The sequence below is a fragment of the Paenibacillus sp. ISL-20 genome (assembly GCF_018613005.1).
Lineage (GTDB): Bacteria > Bacillota > Bacilli > Paenibacillales > Paenibacillaceae > Paenibacillus_AQ.
On record NZ_JAGGRD010000001.1, the window covers coordinates 24,910 to 41,320 of the forward strand.

A 16,411-nucleotide genomic window follows, 5' to 3' on the forward strand; every position below is an offset into this window, starting at 1 on the left:
CCGGATTTAACCTATAATCAATACATAAATAGTCCCTCGGGACTAACAAAGCCGCGTGAAAAATAGGAAATAGGAAGTATGACACAAATTGACAGAACTGACCCTGGAATGATATTATTACAATAATGTAACTATTTTTTGCAACTATTGAAATAGGTGATTGGACTTTGCATATGGAATAAACATAAGGATTACCATTTTTGGAAAGGCAGGTTAACCAGATGATACTCACCGTGATCAGCGGGCGAAATGAAGATGATTGGTTTGATATCGACGTACCCGATGAGTGCTCCATTGAACGATTGAATGAGCTGCTGGGGCTACGTCTTTTTCGTGAACCCTCGGGTGAAGGGATTCAATATATATTGGAAGCAAAGTTCCCGGAAGGCTTGTGGTTTACGGTAGGGGGCCATTCTAACCTGGTTGAAGCAGGACTTAGAGAAGGCTCCTATATCCGTTTACAGCGGGCATTCTCAACAACCACCGAGGAAGCTCCTGTCTATGGCAGAAGATTGTTGTTTCAAGAAAGCTGAGATTGGGTAAATAGCCCTTTGGTTTTAATTGAAACAGCAAAATACATAAATGTACATTTCAGACGCTCTGGATTAGGAGGAAGTGACATATGAACGTGTTGTACCAACGTTCGCCGCGTATTAGACCGGCTTTACCGAATGAAGACATGGAGATTCTGAGACCGCCGTCCGAGCCAAGCAAACCGTCGTTTTCAATGATTGCCATCATTATCCCGATTATTATGACGGCTGCGATGGTTGGTTTCTATTTCTATATGAGCGCGAACGGCAAAATGGGGAGCAACTACATGATACTCTCCATCTTTATGATGCTGACTTCTTACACGCTGCCGTTCTTCATGTATTTAAGCAACAAGAAGACTTATCAGAAGAAGCTGGCTGAACGAAATCAGAAGTACCGTGCACAGCTTGACCTGCACCGGGAAGAGCTTAAGGAGCGGCAGGAGGATCAGGTACACATTCTGTTTGATATCCATGGCGATCCGGACGTGTGTTACAACGTTGTGAAGAACCGGAGCAGCAGCTTGTGGGAACGTTCTCCGGAAGATAAGGATTTTCTGGAGATTTGCGTAGGCAAGGGAGAGGTTCCATTCTACATTAACGTTAAGCCTCCCCGCGCAGATGGGTATGACAAAGATCCTTTGATCGAAGCAGCCGAATTGCTGACTTCCGAATTTCAGTCCGTCGACGATGCATCGATTGCGCTGCCGTTATTCGAATCCAAGGTCATAGGGATCGTAGGCGGAAGAGACCGCATATTAAATATGCTGCGCGTGATGATGGCCCAAACGGCTGTGCGGCACTCACCCGATGAAGTGAAGATCGCCGCTTTCTACGAAGAAAAAGAAGCGAGCGAGTGGCAATGGCTGCGCTGGCTCCCTCATACGTGGGATGATGATCGTTCCAGCCGCTATCTTGCGAATCGACGGAGCAATGCCCATCAGCTTGCCGATGAAATATTCACTCACTTGTACCGGCGTAAAAATAATCGCTCCGAACATGGGAAGAAATCGATTGAGACGCCGGCTTATGTCGTGATCCTATCCGCTACCCAATTAATCGAGGAAGAACCGCTGCTGCCTCTGCTGATGGAAGATGCCGAAGCGGCCGAAGCGGTTACCATCATCTTGTCCGACCGCAAGGAAAGCTTGCCGATGCACTGCCAGCTTATTGTTGAGGTTGACCGGGAGCAGGCGGCTTACACGATTAAGAAAGCGGACGGCACGGTCTCCAAGCAAACCTTCCAATCCCATCATATTAGCAGGGATCAGATTGAAGCCTTGGCCCGATATATGGCGCCTATCCGGTTGAAGCGATCCTCTGCGTCTGATATCCCTAGCGTTTTGGCACTTTTCGAGATGATGGATATTCAGAAAATCAACGATTTGGATGTACACAGACGCTGGCAGCAGAACCGATATCCGGATTCATTACCCGTTCCGATGGGTGTCCGGGCAGGCGGGAAGAAGATTAATTTGAATCTTCATGATAAAATAGAGCGTCAAGGTCATGGACCACACGGTCTGATTGCGGGAACGACCGGTTCCGGGAAAAGTGAGGTTATTCAATCTATTGTGGCTTCCCTGGCCTCCGAGTTTCACCCGTATGATCTAGCATTTATGCTTATTGATTATAAGGGCGGCGGCATGTCCAACACGTTTGTTAACTTGCCGCACGTAGTAGGCACCATAACGAACCTGGATAACAATCTGATTGAACGGGCGAAGGTGTCGCTGAAAGCGGAGCTGGTCCGCCGCCAGAAAATATTGAACGATGCGGGAAATCTGCAGCATATCGACGAGTACTACAAGCTGTTGCGCAATCGCCATGGCGAGCCGCTCCCGCATCTCGTGATTATCATTGATGAATTTGCACAGCTGAAGAAAGATCAACCAGAGTTCATGGATGAATTAATCAGCATTGCCGCTATTGGACGAACACTTGGTGTCCATCTGATTCTTGCGACTCAGAAACCGGCAGGTGTCGTGGACGATAAAATTTGGAGTAACTCGCGCTTTCGGATCTGTCTTCGGGTACAAAGCGAGGGCGACAGCCGTGATATGCTGAAGATTCCGAATGCAGCCTGGATTAACAAGCCCGGACGAGGCTACTTCCAGGTGGGCAGCGATGAAGTGTTTGAAGAAATGCAGTTTGCCTGGAGCGGCGCTCCTTACATTGAAGAGAAGGATACCCCTGGTGTAGTGGTTATTCGCGAGGTGCGAATTAACGGGAAGTCGGAGTCACTGCTTGCTTCTAATCCCTCCCTGGGAGCGCATCTGGAGGTGCCCAAACAGCTCCAGGTGTTTATCGACCATGTGGCTGAGGTGGCCAAGGAGCAAGGGATCGAACGGCTTCAGGGGCCTTGGCTTCCACCGCTTCCGGAGAGTCTGGATCTGGAGAGCATACCGTCTGGGACCGATCTGCAGAAGCAAGATCTGTTCAGTGATTCGGCACTTGTGTCCTATGTTGGAATGGTTGATGATCTGCCAAACCAGTGCCAGAAGCCGCTGATGCTCAATCTTGAGCAAGGCCACTGGGCCATATACGGCATGCCCGGACTTGGTAAGACCACCTTTATTCAAACGATGCTGATGTCGTTAGCCAATCGGTATACCCCGGACTTTTGGCATGGGTATATCGTGGATATGGGCCGGATGATGCGGGACTTTGCAGGGCTTCCTCATATCGGAGGAGTCATGATGGCGGAGGAAGAGGATCGTGTCAAGCGCCTGTTCCGTTTTCTGACGAAAACGGCGGCGACTCGCAAGGACATGATTGCCGAAGCGGGTGTGAAGACTGTTGCATCCTACCGCCGGGGCAACACAGGCCCCGTTCCGCAGCTGGTCGTGGTTATTGACGGTTATCTGAATTTCCGCAACTCCTATCCGGATGAGAATGATATGCTTGAATACCTGCTGCGAGAAGGCGGCAGTCTGGGGATTACGTTTGTCATTACGGCGAACCGGATTTCGGATATGTTCGAGAAGGTCCGAAGCAATATTTCGCAAGCGGTATCGTACGAACTCGCCGATCCTGCTGATTACTATTATGCGGTGGGGCGTCCAACAAGAGCTCCCAGCCAGCTTCCTCCAGGAAGAGGGCTGGTCAAAGGGCAGGTGCCGCCGCTTGAATTTCAGACGGCCTTGCCGGCTTCCGGTCAGGAAGAGGGGGATCGTTCCGCAGCGCTCCGCGATATGATTCGCACTCACCGGGCAGCGTGGCATGGGGAAGAAGCACCACGGATTGAGTCACTGCCGGACAAGATTCCGCTCCATCAACTGCTAAAGGTACAAAAGCCTTATGAATCAGCAGGTATGGTGAAGTATCGGGTCCCAGTCGGAGTGGCTACGGATGACTTGACACCTTTTGCTATCAATCTGGAGGATGGACCGCATTTTATTGTGGCGAGTCCGATGGAAGGTGGTAAAACGTCATTCCTCCTTAGCTGGATGTTATCACTTGCATATCATACATCGCCGGATGAGCTTGAAATATATACGGTTGATACACGCTATGGAAGCAGCGGTCTGAGTCGGATGAACCATCTTCCGCATGTCCGTGGGCATGCAGAGAATGAGGAAGATTTGGCTCCGCTCATTTCAGGCCTTTATGAACGGGTTCAGACCCGGTCGAAGGACAGTGAAGACCCGGCTATCCTGCTTATGATTGATGACGCTGACGTGCTCAGCAAGCAGCTTTCCGATTTCACCTTGAAAGACCAGCTTTCAGCCATCGTCAGACAGGGAAGGGATCGCAGGGTGCATGTTGTCGTTGCCGGTGTGCCGGCCGATTTCCCGACGTATGGCGTCGATTGGTTTACCGATATCAAGGCTGCACAAAACGGGTTTTTATTCGGAACATTGGATTCCAACGATTTATCGTTCTTCAGAATTCCTTTTTCCGAATCCGCCAATAGTCCTGGAGGACTAAAAATACTTCCGCCAGGACAGGGGTACTACGTAAAACGTAAATTTTCCAGAATAAAAGGCGCAGTTCCGTTCGATGACGAATGGAACGCCCAAAGATGGGTCACAGAAATTCGCGACCGATGGCATGTTGTAGTTTGAGGGGAGGTGGCTCATAATGTTGACAATTCATGCTTCCAAACAAGAAACGATCACGCTGAACGACAAGGAATTTTTCTTCTTGGCTGGAATTATCGGATCGGACCGATTACTTGGTGTTGAAGATCCTTTTGTAGGATACTTAACGGAAGAAATCGCGGTTGAGTGGGAGAAAACCAAACAATCGCTCCTAAGCAAGCAATATTTGATTCAAGAGGAAGGCGGGGAATTGTCGATTCCACCCGAAGTCTTCTCAAGAGTAGCTATTGCCGGACTTGCGGAACGTGCGTGCTGGTTGAAATATGAAAATCAGGATTCGGCGTTTGAAGGATATCTGCATGTTACGGACGAACGGGTAATACAAGTATGCAGAAGCGGCGAAGACAACCGATGTTACCTGCTTAGCGAACTTGGTACTATCGAACAAACCTGCGATCAGCTGGTGCAGGATCTTGCCCTAAGCGACCAAAACTGGGGGGATATACCGGCACTACTCCTTAGCCGGAAGGAATTCGGAGATATTTACACCTCCGTTTCCGAACAGAAGTGTGACGATATCGGCGATCGCTTGGCCAGGTTGACGGATGATGCTGAGGGTTCAATCGCTTTAGCGAAATGTATGAAAAACAAGGTGTCTTCGGGGGAACTCCAGCTGTCGATATGGAACGGAATCAGCTGGGAAAGTCAAAATGCAGCATTTATAGTGAACGAGTCCATGAATTGGCTGCTGCGTATGAGCCTGGAGGGAGACCAGGACTGGTTAACTGCAGCGCCAGCGACCAAAGAGCAGTTTCGTCATATGCTACTTATGTGGCTGAAACAGTAACAGAGCCTGTATGAAAGGTGAGGACCAATGCGTATTTCTGTCGAGCCGGAGTCTCTCCGGACGTTAAGCCGTCAGCTGCAGCATAGTGGCGATGAATATTTAGCGATTACGAGAACGCTCAACCAAGCTATGGAATCACTCGTTTGGGAGACGTCTCTCAAAGCGGCGGTTATTGATGAGTGGCAGTCTGCCCGGAGTCTTGGAGAGCATCTGGGAGCTCTTCTAGCTCAGTTGGGCAAGCATCTTCAAAGCAAAGCCGATCAATTTCAAGAAACGGATCATCAGTACCATACGATTTTGGAGCATGCAATCATAAGTACAGTATCACCGACAGCTCTGTTTGCGGCTTCCGGCATGGAGGGGCGTTCATCCATATTACCTGAATATGGTAATTCCTCGACGGTAATATCGAACCCGAGTTCGGTAGCCGCTGCCGTAGGAATGGCCAGTGGAGACAACGGGGATTCAGCTAGACAAGCCGCATTAGCCGGGCAAAGCTGGACCTTTACCGATCCGTCTTCGTTTGGTATTGCCAACTAAATCCCTATTCCTTTTGGGATAATCAGGATGGTAAATGTTTCAAATTGGGACGTATAGGGTAACTGGAAATTAGGTCTGAGGACATTTTGATAAACTAAGACTCTTGGGCTAAGATGTCAAGTGTCACCAGAAAACGAATTTCTAGGAGGTTACATAAATGGCAGGACGTATTTTAATTACGCCAGAGCAAGTCGAGCAAGTAGCGAACCAATTTAAACAGAGCGGTGATCAAAGTCAGCAAATCGTTAACAGCCTGACTCAATCGATCAACGGTATGGAAGGTCAATGGGACGGTATGACGAAGCAGCGCTTTTTCCAGGAATTCCAGGAAGCAAGCCGCTTGATGAACTCCTTCGTACAAACGCTTGACAGCATCAGCAATGAGCTGAAAGCGATCGCTCAGAAATTCCGTATGGCTGACGAATCTCGTTAATACCCATTCGGAGACTTTTGCTTTATAATAGTTTAATAGGCAGAATAAACCGGGTGGAAGACAACCCGGTTTTCTTGCAATTTTGGATGTTTAGAATAAAAGAATCTGGTTAATAGAGTTATATAGTTAGGTAACGGAGTTAAGAGAGGATGACGTTCATGACATTTCAGCCAAACCCGGGCGATGGGATTGTTGTAAATGGAACGGCTTATACAGTAGGGCAGCATCCTGCAGCGCCAGGCGTAGCCTATGCCCAAGCCGGGAGGCAGGGAATCGTCTACCAGCTGCTTCCTGTGGATGGGGAGCTGCATGAAGCCAAAGCACTAAAAGTGTTTTTTCCTAAGTTCAGAATTCCGGCTATGGTGTACCAATCCGAGCATATGGGGAATTATCGCGAGATACCGGGTTTGCAGGTAAGTAGTCGAGAGGTGCTCACTCCCGAAAGAAACGGAGATTTGATAGCGGAATATCCGGATTTGCTCTACGCGGTCATCATGCCATGGATTCATGGATGTACTTGGTTTGACATAATAAGCGATCAGCGTAATCTGGGACGTTCTGAAAGTCTGATGCTTGCCAAGGCATTGGCAGCCATCGGTTCAAGCATGGAGCAGCGCGGATTAGCACACTGTGACCTGTCTGCGCCTAATGTCATGCTTCCGTTTTTTTCGGAAGTGAAGCTGCCGGAAGGCGCTGCCGCCGTTGAGCTTGTTGATGTAGAGCAGATGTACAGCCCCAAAATGGATCGACCTGATGTTTTGCTTGCTGGCTCTCCTGGATATGCGGCTCATCGAACGGTACATAGCGGGTTATGGAGTGCATATGCCGACCGTTTCGCGGGTGCTGTTATCATTGCGGAAATGCTGGGATGGAGCGATCCGGCTATTGTTAATCGGGCATGGGGCGAAAGTTATTTTGATCAGCATGAAATGCAGACTCCGTGCGAGCGTTATTTTTTACTGAAAAAGTCGCTGGGTCAGCGTTGGGGTACACGGATTTCGGATCTGTTCGGCAGAACCTGGGACAGCCAGGATTTGAGCAGCTGCCCTACCTTTGGTGAGTGGCTGATTGCATTATCCTCATTAAGTGAGGAAGAAGTGGTGGAGGAAGCCCCAACCGCTGTAGCCGCTGCAACTGCCAATGACGATCATTCGGATGAAACCCGTTCTGAAACTTCCCAAGAGGTGCCGGCCGAGATTATGGCATCGCTTGGAATTGAGCCAGGCACCCGAGAGGTCAACGACAGTGTGGTTGGACGCTTGTTTCATCAGGCGCGTGATCTGGAGGATGCGGGCAATCTTTCCGGTGCGTTGGAAATATTCCGCTCCGCGTATCATTTTGTAAAAAAGGACAGTCCGCTTGAAGTGGAGCTTGCCGCCGCTATACAGGGGCTCGAGGAGCAGCTTCGTCCGGCTGAAGAATCATCCAACAAAGGCATTAAGGCACTGTTGTTATCCCGTAAATTCATGCTCTCGACCGCTGCGGCTATCGTCATATTGGCAGGTTCTGCGATTACGGTGAACCAGATTTTGGCGGAGAAGGCAGAGAGTCGTCAGTTGGATGCCCAGCGATTAGCCGAGCAGCGAGCGCAGGAGAAAGAAGCAGCTGCGCGCAAGCAAGAGGAAGAAGCGCGGAAGCAGCAGGAAGAGGCGGCTCAGAAAGAAGCAGAGGCTAAGAAAGCGGAAGAGGAGCGCTTGAAGGCAGAAGAGGCCAAGAAGGCTAAAGAAGCTGAGCAGGCGCTGAAGGAACAGGAGAAAACCGAGCTTCAGGCAAAGTATGAGAAGCAGGCGAAGTATGAAGCTTACCTAGCATCGCTAGAAGAGAAGAAAAAGAAGCAAGCATTGCAAGAAAAATATGATAATCAAGTCAAGTATGAGGCGTACTTAGCCCAAATGGAAGAGAAGAAGAAAAAGGCGGCCCAGGAAGCAGCGGCTGCCAAGGCGGAGGCAGAGCGTCAGGCGAAAGCCAAGGCTGCCCAAGAGGCCCAAGCCGCAAAGCTTCAGAAGCAGCGTTCCCAAAACGTTGTAGAACTGGTTGCCCTATATAATAAGGCTTATAATGCGCAGGTAGCCGGCAACAAAGACCGCGCCAAGAATGCCGCACGTGAGTTCATTGAGCTGTACAACAAGGATAAGGCCTATTATAAAACGGTTGGTAAAATGAGCAGCCGCCTTAATAATCTGCAGGAATTCATAAGTAACGACAGCCACTGGATACCAAAACTTTAAAGAAGTAAACATGACGAAAATGCAGGGGTGAATGTTAATTCACGATGAACTATACCATTCAAGCATCACAGCGCACGCCAGCGCTCATTATATATCTGATTGATATCAGCGCATCTATGAATATGCTGATGGAGGACCGCAGGCGGATCGACGTCGTTTACGAAGCATTGTCCTTGGCCATTCGGCAAATGGTGTTTCGCTCCACCAAAGGGAATCGGCTAACGCCGAGGTACCGGATCGCCATCCTTGCATACAGCGATGATGTCTATGATTTGTTAAACGGGATCAAGGGTATTGACGAAATTGCGGCGATCGGATCGCTTCCGGACTTAACGCCTAAACGGTTCTCCGATTCGGCGAAAGCGTTCCTTCAAGCCGAGAAAATTCTGCAATCGGAGATTCCGAATATGCAGGATTGCCCTGCGCCGCTTGTGTGCCATATGACGGACGGTGTGGCCACGGGAGAGGATCCGGAACCGATTGCCCGCCGTATCATGAACATGAGCGTTCCGGACGGCAACGTGCTCGTGGAGAATATTTTCATTTCCGATCATCTGATGAGCCAGCCGATATCCGAACCGCGCCGATGGAAGGGGATTTTGGCTGATACATCGCTTGAGGATGAACATGCGCGCAAACTTAAAATGATGTCTTCCGTTCTTCCCGAAAGCTATCGAGAAATGCTGCTTGAGGCGGATTATCAACTGAGCCCGGGAGCCTTGATGATGCTTCCAGGCACTTGCTCTGAGCTGGTGTCCATCGGGTTTCAGATGTCAGCTGCCACGCCGGTAAGGTAAGAGGTCACAAAGATGAAGCGATCATACGCGAGAAGCATGGAATCGTTGGGAATTCGTAAGCGGAAGGCTCAAGCAGCATCGTTTTATTACGAGAGCAAGCAGACCGTGGAAGAACCGATTACGAAGATTAAAGATTTGTTCACATGTCGTTATGCGTATGGCAGAGCGGCAGAATCTGTCATGCTCTCCGAGACGGGTCAGGATTTTATTGCGTTAAAGATGAATGAAGATGTATGCCATTTTGTACTGTGTGATGGTGTCGGATTGAGTTATCGAGGCGATGTGGCTTCACGTCTGCTGGGTCAGGGGTTAATGAACTGGCTGGAAACGATGGAGGAACTCACGAGCGCATCGCTCGAACGCAAACTGAAGGAACTTACCCATGAAGCCGATCAGGAAATGCGGACGCATTCGCTGAGTTCCGAAACGCCAAAGCTGCTTCGTGAAGTACTGGAGGAGAAGCAGCGCAAAGGAAGCGAAGCCATGTATATTTGCGGTCGCATAGAGCTCTCTTCGGGTTTTCGTCGCCAAGGAAGGCTGTGGCTCGCCTGGCAGGGTGATTCCAGGGTACGCTTGTGGCGCAAGGAAGACGAGATCACCTCGGTATTCGGAGATCGTTTCCGAACGTCGGAACGCTGGTCTTCCCGAAGTGGTCCGATCGGAGGCAGTCCTCATGTGTTCTCGTGCAAATTAGACCCGGAGACCGAATATCGGCTTCAGCTATACAGCGATGGGCTCAACGATCTGGACCCGATGAAGGAGCCGATTCCCGATGAGCAGGTGCAAGTATTAATGAATGCTCGCCATACGGACGGTCTGGAAGATGATGCTTCGTTTCTGGAGATAATATGGTAGGTTCCCAAGAAGGTTATGGTATGATAAACGCTGAGTCGGACCCAAGGGTCCGGCTTTTTTATGCAAAAAATTAGAAATCATGATTATAAAACAACTCCTTTTGGGTAATCTTGTGACAGATGAATGCATAACGGATTACGATTAAAAGGAGTGTGTTAATAATGAATGAAGGACACGGACGTTTTTATGGGAGAACAGCGATCATTACCGGAGCCGGATCAGGCATCGGAAAGGCAACGGCCATTCAGTTGGCGAAGGAAGGCGCAAATGTTGCCTTATTTGATCTGTTGGATGACCGAACGAATAAAGCGGAATCGGAGATCAACTCGATTCGTGAGGGTTCCGCCAGAGCCTTTGACGTGGATACCACAGATCCTGACCGGGTGGAGAAGGCGGTCCTCGAAACGGTGGAGATTTTTGGCGGCGTGGATATCGTATTCGCCAATGCAGGGATTAATGGCGTGATGACGCCAATTGATGAAATGAAGCTGGAGGAATGGACCAAGACGCTGAACGTGAATTTGAATGGTACGTTTCTGACGGTCAAATATGCCATCCCGCACCTTAAGAAACGGGGACAGGGCAGCATTATCATTACCAGCTCCGTCAATGGCACCCGAACCTTCTCCAACTTTGGGATGAGCGCCTACAGCACAACCAAAGCGGGACAGGTGGCTTTTGCGAAGATGGCTGCCCTGGAGCTGGCAAAATTCAAGATCAGGGTTAATGTAATCTGCCCCGGCGCAATTTCTACCAACATTGATCAAAGCACGAAGAAGCAGGGCGATCTGGAGGAGATCGTGATTCCGGTGGAATATCCGGAGGGGAGCCAGCCGCTGTCTGACGGTCCGGGTACGCCTGAAGAGGTCGCGGATTTGGTGGCGTTTCTCGCTTCCGATCAGTCGAGACATATTACAGGGGCTCAAATATTCATAGATGGAGCCGAATCGCTGTTGTAAATGAGATCAGTTGAACCCCCAAAGGTTCCCTGCATTTAGAACTTGGAATATAAACTGCGCTGCTATATGATGAGGAGGACGCGATCCGCAACGGAGAGCTCGATCATTTGCCTTTTGCCGGGAAGAAACTTCCGATCGACGATCTTTCGCACATTCCGGAGGATCTGAGAATGTCCTACCGCATCATGAAAAATGCGGGTTATGTTCCTGAAGAAGTTACACTTCGCAAGGAATGCGTTCAACTGTATGACCTACTCGGTGCAGCCCAAAACGAGGGTGAGCAGGAGCAGCTTCAACGCAAGCTGAATGAAAAGCATCTAAGACTGCAATTGCTGATGGAACAGCGGGGCCTTAGCGGTAATAGCGCGTTTACACAGTATGAGTCCAAGGTCAGGGAACGATTAACCCATGAGGAATAACAGAACAGCGCCAGCCTTTCTTCTCTTTTCGAGAATGATAGTGCTGGCGCTGATTGTTTGTCGGGATGTGAAGGAACGTAATTTGAATAATGCTCAATGAATCCCGTATTTTCGGTGAGCTGTACTTAGGATTCAAACAGCTGATTTTTGACATGATCCGTCATTTTTATCGGGGCAGAGGATACTTTCGATAAGTCAAAAACAGGAATTAGATCCTCAGGGCGAACGGATTCCGAATGATCCAGAAGGCCGGCGGTCCAAGCCAGCCAGCCGATGATGCGTTCGGGCATCAGGCCCTGGCCGCGAAGAAATGAGAGGCTAAGTCCGCGGGTTCTCTTAGCGAGCCTTCTGCCTTCCGCATCCACCATCAGCGGGGTGTGCGCAAACTGTGGCGGGTGGTAGCCTAATGCTTGGTATAACAGAAGCTGACGTGGGGTGGAGTCCAGTAGATCGGCTCCTCGGAGCACATGGGTTATGCCCATAAAGGCATCATCCACGACTACCGCAAGTTGATATGAGATAATATCGTCTGCCCTGCGAACCACAAAGTCTCCTCCATCGGATAGCCGATAGGACTGCTCTCCGGCGATGCCATCAACAAAGGAAACGATCGTTTGCGGTACCTTCATCCGCAGCGAAGGTTTCTTATGAAGCTCTCTAAGCACCGCTTCCTCCCGAGTTAAATCTCTGCAAGTTCCCGGGTAGCGGAGGCCTTCCGATGCAATGCCGTGCGGTGCGCTGGCTGCAGCCGTGATATCGGCCCGACTGCAATAGCAGGGGTATAGTTTATTCGATTCCTTCAGCTTGCTGATTTCCCGCTCGTACAGCGCTTGGCGTGCCGCCTGATGATAAGGTCCATAGGCTCCGGCCATACCAGGACCTTCATCCCAATCCAAACCGAGCCATTCCAGATCTCTCATAATCTCGACGGCAAGCTCCTGTCGGGAACGCTGGACATCGATATCTTCTATTCGGAGTATATATTGGCCGTTCATACTCCTTATTTGCAGCCATCCAAGTAAAGCGGTCAATGCATTGCCGATGTGCATTTTGCCTGATGGCGTAGGGGCAAAGCGACCGCGAAATGTGGCATGCTGCTCCATACAGTTCACCTTCTTGACTCCATGAATCTTGATGTTCACTTGGGAATGATATTCATATTGTAGCGCAATTATATCGATACTTTCCAGCCGTGGCGAACAAGGAGCTCCCCTTGACGAACATCGGGTGTTTTATATAATTAAGGGATTATATTGATATTTAATAGGATAACGGAGATGTATCCATGACTGAATTACCGATTCACCGAATACTTCCACGATTGAAAATGGCTTTATCTACTGGGACCCATGCGGTTTTGATCGCTGAACCGGGTGCAGGCAAGACGACCCAGGTGCCCTTAGCATTCCTGAATGAACCCTGGCTGGAAGGCAAGCGGATCATCATGTTGGAGCCCAGAAGGATCGCAGCCCGCTCGGCCGCGAGTTACATGGCATCCTCTTTAGGAGAGGCAGTTGGTGAGACGATCGGATATCGCGTCCGAATGGACAGCAAGATCGGGCAGAATACGCGGATCGAAGTTGTGACGGAAGGCATCATGACGCGCATGCTGCAGGATGATCCGGAATTAACCGGCATTGGTATGATTATATTCGACGAATTTCATGAACGAAATTTGCAGGCCGATACCGGCCTGGCTTTTGCGATGGAATCCCAGTCGGTGCTGCGGGAAGACTTAAGGCTGCTCGTCATGTCTGCTACCCTTGAGGCCGCACCAGTAGCGAAGCTTCTTGGCGATGCACCGATCATCGTTAGTGAAGGGCGTGCTTTTCCAGTGTCTACTCACTATTTGCGCTCATTCTCTCTCGAAGAGTTACATAAAGGTGCTGCGAGTGCCATCATGCGGTCACTCTCCGAACAGGAAGGCGATATTCTAGTATTTTTGCCGGGCGCCCGCGAAATCAGGAGGACCGCTAACGAATTATTAAGAATGGGGTTAAGGGAAGATGTCGTCATTCGAGAGTTATACAGCGCGCTTCCCATAGAGAAGCAGGATGAAGCGATTAGACGCGATTCGAATGGCAGGCGTAAAATCGTACTCTCCACAAGCATTGCCGAGAGCAGTATTACCATTGAGGGGATCATGACCGTTATTGACAGCGGTTATATGCGGACGGAGGTGTTCTCGCCGAGAACGGGACTGCCGCAATTGATTACGAGACGGTTATCCCGGGCATCCGCGGATCAGAGGAGGGGAAGGGCTGGACGTGTATCTGCTGGTGTATGTTATCGCTTATGGAGTGAGGAAGAGCATCGCCATCTGCCGGAAAGCACCATTCCGGCGATCCGTGAATCCGATCTGACGCCGCTGGCCTTGGAATTGGCAGTATGGGGGACGCGCGACCCCGAGCAGCTTGCCTGGCTTGATGTGCCGCCTCGACCAGCTCTTACGCAAGGGCAAACGTTATTGAAGCAGCTGTCGGCTTTGGATGATTCGGGCAGTATTACACAGCATGGCCGTGAGATGGCGCTTCTCGGGCTTCATCCAAGGCTGGCCCACATGCTGCTGAAGGCACAAGAACTAGGCGAGGCATCGCTGGCCATCCGAATGGCTGTACTGCTTCAGGAGCGTGATATCATGAGCAGAGGTGAAGCCTTAAGGGATCAGGATATGCGTTCGCGCGTGGAGCGGCTTCTCGCGTATGAACAAGGTGGGCAGCGGTTCGCCGAACAAGATATGTCCAATGAAGCCGTACTGCAGCGGATGAAACAAGAGATTAGGAAACTGCATACACAGCTAAATATCACATATACAGTAAGCGGGGATCTGAACCTCTGTGGACTATTGCTGTCATTCGCCTACCCGGATCGGATCGCAAAGAACAGGGGAGGAACCGGGTTCCTTATGCGAAGCGGCAGAGGTGTGAAATTGGTGTCGGTACAGCCTATGAGCCGTGCCCCGTATATTGTGGTCGCTGCAGTTGATGATCAAGGCGCGGACGGGAATATTCAGCTTGCCTCTGAAATGGATGAATTATGGCTCGATAAGTATTATCGTGACGAGGTGGAACAGTATAAAGAGGTCGTATGGGATGCTGCTACCGGCAGCATCAGGGCGAGACAAAAGCAGATGCTTGGAGCGATCGTGATCAAGGAGCAATCCTATTCGAATCCAACTGGAGAGGAAATAGCGCTAGCCTTGCTGCAAGGGATCAGGCAAGAGGGCCTTGGATTGTTACAGTGGAGCAAGGCAGCATTGCAGCTGAGAGAGCGGCTGGCTTTTATGTTCCGACATGATCCCGAGGGGAATTGGCCTGATGTTTCGGACGAAGGCCTGATGAATCAGGCGGAGGAGTGGCTGCTCCCTTATTTGGACGGGCTGCGGAATCGAAATGATATGCGACGTCTTGCTCCGGGAACGCTCTTGGAGCATATGCTTAGCTGGGAGCAAAAGCAGCAGCTTCAGAAGGCAGCGCCAACTCATATCAGGGTACCGAGCGGGTCCTTGATCCCAATTAACTACAGTGACCCTGAACAACCGTTCCTGGCTGTTCGCCTGCAGGAAATATTCGGACTTCAGGATACTCCGCGAATTGCCAATGGACGGGTTGCGTTGACCTTGCATTTGTTGTCACCTGCACAAAGGCCCGTTCAGGTAACCTCGGATTTATCCAGTTTCTGGCGCAGCGGCTATTTCGATGTGAAAAAAGACTTAAAGGGAAGATATCCTAAACATTATTGGCCTGATGATCCCATGGAGGCGACTGCAACCCATCGGATCCGGCCCAAGGCTTAACAGAGCAGCGTCACGTTTAATTTCACCTTCCGTCGGGTAATGTTAAATATGAACGACCACCGATGAGGAGGGTTTATCATGGAGAAGAAAATTGTTGGAGTATTTCGTTCGGAACAGGAAGCGGCTCAAGCCATCGAGCAGCTTCAGCAGCATGGGATTCCGAATGATGCCATTTCGATTATAGCGAAGGATAAACGCGAAGCAGACATGATTGCTGAACAGACGGGAACGATGGCGCCAGAAGGAGTAGCTGCAGGCGCAGCAACAGGCGGTATACTTGGGGGTACGGCAGGTTTGCTGGCAGGACTTGGGGCTTTGGCTATTCCCGGCATCGGTCCGATTCTTGCCGCAGGACCTATTGCAGCGACGCTTACCGGCGCAGCAGTGGGTGCGGGAGCCGGGGGGCTGGTCGGTGGTTTTATCGGCCTTGGCATCCCGGAAGATGAGGCGAAAGAGTACGAGTCCTATATAGAGCAAGGACGGATTCTGGTACTGGTTGACGCTGATCAAGAAAATACAGGCATCTACGACATATTCCGCGATTATGATTACAGAAACGAGGGTCGTGCCGGTGCGGTTGATCTGGATCGGGACGATATGCTTCCACCGCGAGGCACTACGCTGCTGTAAGGAAAAAACCCGGTTCTCATTGGAACCGGGTTTTATATTGATGTCAATCGCGGTCTGTCTTCTATGAAGGTTCATCGACAGACGTATTTCTTTTTGATATCTGAAAACCTTTTTATAATACATAAACTCATGACGGATTATCACATGCGAACAAATTTAGGCATACACCTATTCCTAGTAATGTTATAATGATGCCAAAATATGCCAATGGGTGCGGTTTATGAAGAAATTACGCAGTGCGTCGACATTATTGGCAGGAATCATCATAGGCGTGGGTCTCACATTCTCTCCAAATATCTTTGCAGATACCTCCTCACGACAGTCAAGATAG

General features: G+C 50.1%; 13 protein-coding genes. 12 read left to right on the plus strand and 1 reads right to left on the minus strand.

Features of this window, described 5'->3' with window-relative positions; translation table 11 throughout:
* Positions 1 to 221: 221 nt before the first annotated feature.
* The 10 genes from J7E85_RS00140 (at position 222) to J7E85_RS00185 (ending at position 11,654) form a co-directional block, all read left to right on the plus strand.
* Positions 222 to 533, plus strand: coding sequence for a hypothetical protein (locus J7E85_RS00140; RefSeq protein ID WP_076322205.1), 312 nt, complete (start codon positions 222 to 224; stop codon positions 531 to 533).
* Between the two features lie 89 nt (positions 534 to 622).
* On the plus strand, positions 623 to 4,600 hold the full coding sequence (gene essC / locus J7E85_RS00145; protein WP_215153837.1) for a type VII secretion protein EssC: 3,978 nt from the start codon (positions 623 to 625) through the stop codon (positions 4,598 to 4,600).
* Between the two features lie 16 nt (positions 4,601 to 4,616).
* Entirely contained in the window at positions 4,617 to 5,423 is an 807-nt protein-coding gene (locus tag J7E85_RS00150; RefSeq protein ID WP_098746867.1) for a hypothetical protein, read from the plus strand.
* Between the two features lie 27 nt (positions 5,424 to 5,450).
* On the plus strand, positions 5,451 to 5,963 hold the full coding sequence (locus tag J7E85_RS00155; protein ID WP_215153839.1) for a WXG100 family type VII secretion target: 513 nt from the start codon (positions 5,451 to 5,453) through the stop codon (positions 5,961 to 5,963).
* A gap of 157 nt (positions 5,964 to 6,120) precedes the next feature.
* Positions 6,121 to 6,396, plus strand: a complete 276-nt coding sequence (locus J7E85_RS00160) for a WXG100 family type VII secretion target (RefSeq protein WP_006211202.1) — start codon at positions 6,121 to 6,123, stop codon at positions 6,394 to 6,396.
* Between the two features lie 158 nt (positions 6,397 to 6,554).
* Positions 6,555 to 8,624, plus strand: coding sequence for a protein kinase family protein (locus J7E85_RS00165; RefSeq protein ID WP_215153841.1), 2,070 nt, complete (start codon positions 6,555 to 6,557; stop codon positions 8,622 to 8,624).
* 44 nt (positions 8,625 to 8,668) lie between these two features.
* Positions 8,669 to 9,421 (plus strand): vWA domain-containing protein, encoded by a 753-nt coding sequence (locus J7E85_RS00170; protein ID WP_076322112.1) that lies wholly within the window; start codon positions 8,669 to 8,671, stop codon positions 9,419 to 9,421.
* Between the two features lie 12 nt (positions 9,422 to 9,433).
* Positions 9,434 to 10,276, plus strand: coding sequence for a hypothetical protein (locus J7E85_RS00175; RefSeq protein WP_215153843.1), 843 nt, complete (start codon positions 9,434 to 9,436; stop codon positions 10,274 to 10,276).
* Between the two features lie 161 nt (positions 10,277 to 10,437).
* A complete protein-coding gene (locus J7E85_RS00180; RefSeq protein WP_215153845.1) occupies positions 10,438 to 11,235 on the plus strand; it encodes an SDR family oxidoreductase in 798 nt (265 codons plus the stop codon).
* 59 nt (positions 11,236 to 11,294) lie between these two features.
* Positions 11,295 to 11,654, plus strand: a complete 360-nt coding sequence (locus J7E85_RS00185; protein WP_215154570.1) for a DnaJ family domain-containing protein — start codon at positions 11,295 to 11,297, stop codon at positions 11,652 to 11,654.
* Between the two features lie 125 nt (positions 11,655 to 11,779).
* Here J7E85_RS00185 and gluQRS read toward each other — a convergent pair whose 3' ends face one another.
* Positions 11,780 to 12,757 (minus strand): tRNA glutamyl-Q(34) synthetase GluQRS, encoded by a 978-nt coding sequence (gene gluQRS, locus J7E85_RS00190; RefSeq protein WP_215154572.1) that lies wholly within the window; start codon positions 12,755 to 12,757, stop codon positions 11,780 to 11,782.
* Between the two features lie 182 nt (positions 12,758 to 12,939).
* On the opposite strand from gluQRS, the gene hrpB reads away from it, so the two are divergent.
* Together hrpB and J7E85_RS00200 are read left to right on the plus strand one after the other, a co-directional pair.
* Positions 12,940 to 15,450 carry an ATP-dependent helicase HrpB gene (gene hrpB / locus J7E85_RS00195; RefSeq protein WP_215153846.1) on the plus strand — a complete coding sequence of 837 codons (2,511 nt, stop codon included), beginning with the start codon at positions 12,940 to 12,942 and terminating at the stop codon, positions 15,448 to 15,450.
* 78 nt (positions 15,451 to 15,528) lie between these two features.
* The gene (locus J7E85_RS00200; RefSeq protein ID WP_215153847.1) at positions 15,529 to 16,080 is read left to right on the plus strand and encodes a general stress protein; all 552 of its coding nucleotides are present in this window, start codon (positions 15,529 to 15,531) and stop codon (positions 16,078 to 16,080) included.
* The last annotated feature ends 331 nt before the right edge of the window (positions 16,081 to 16,411 follow it).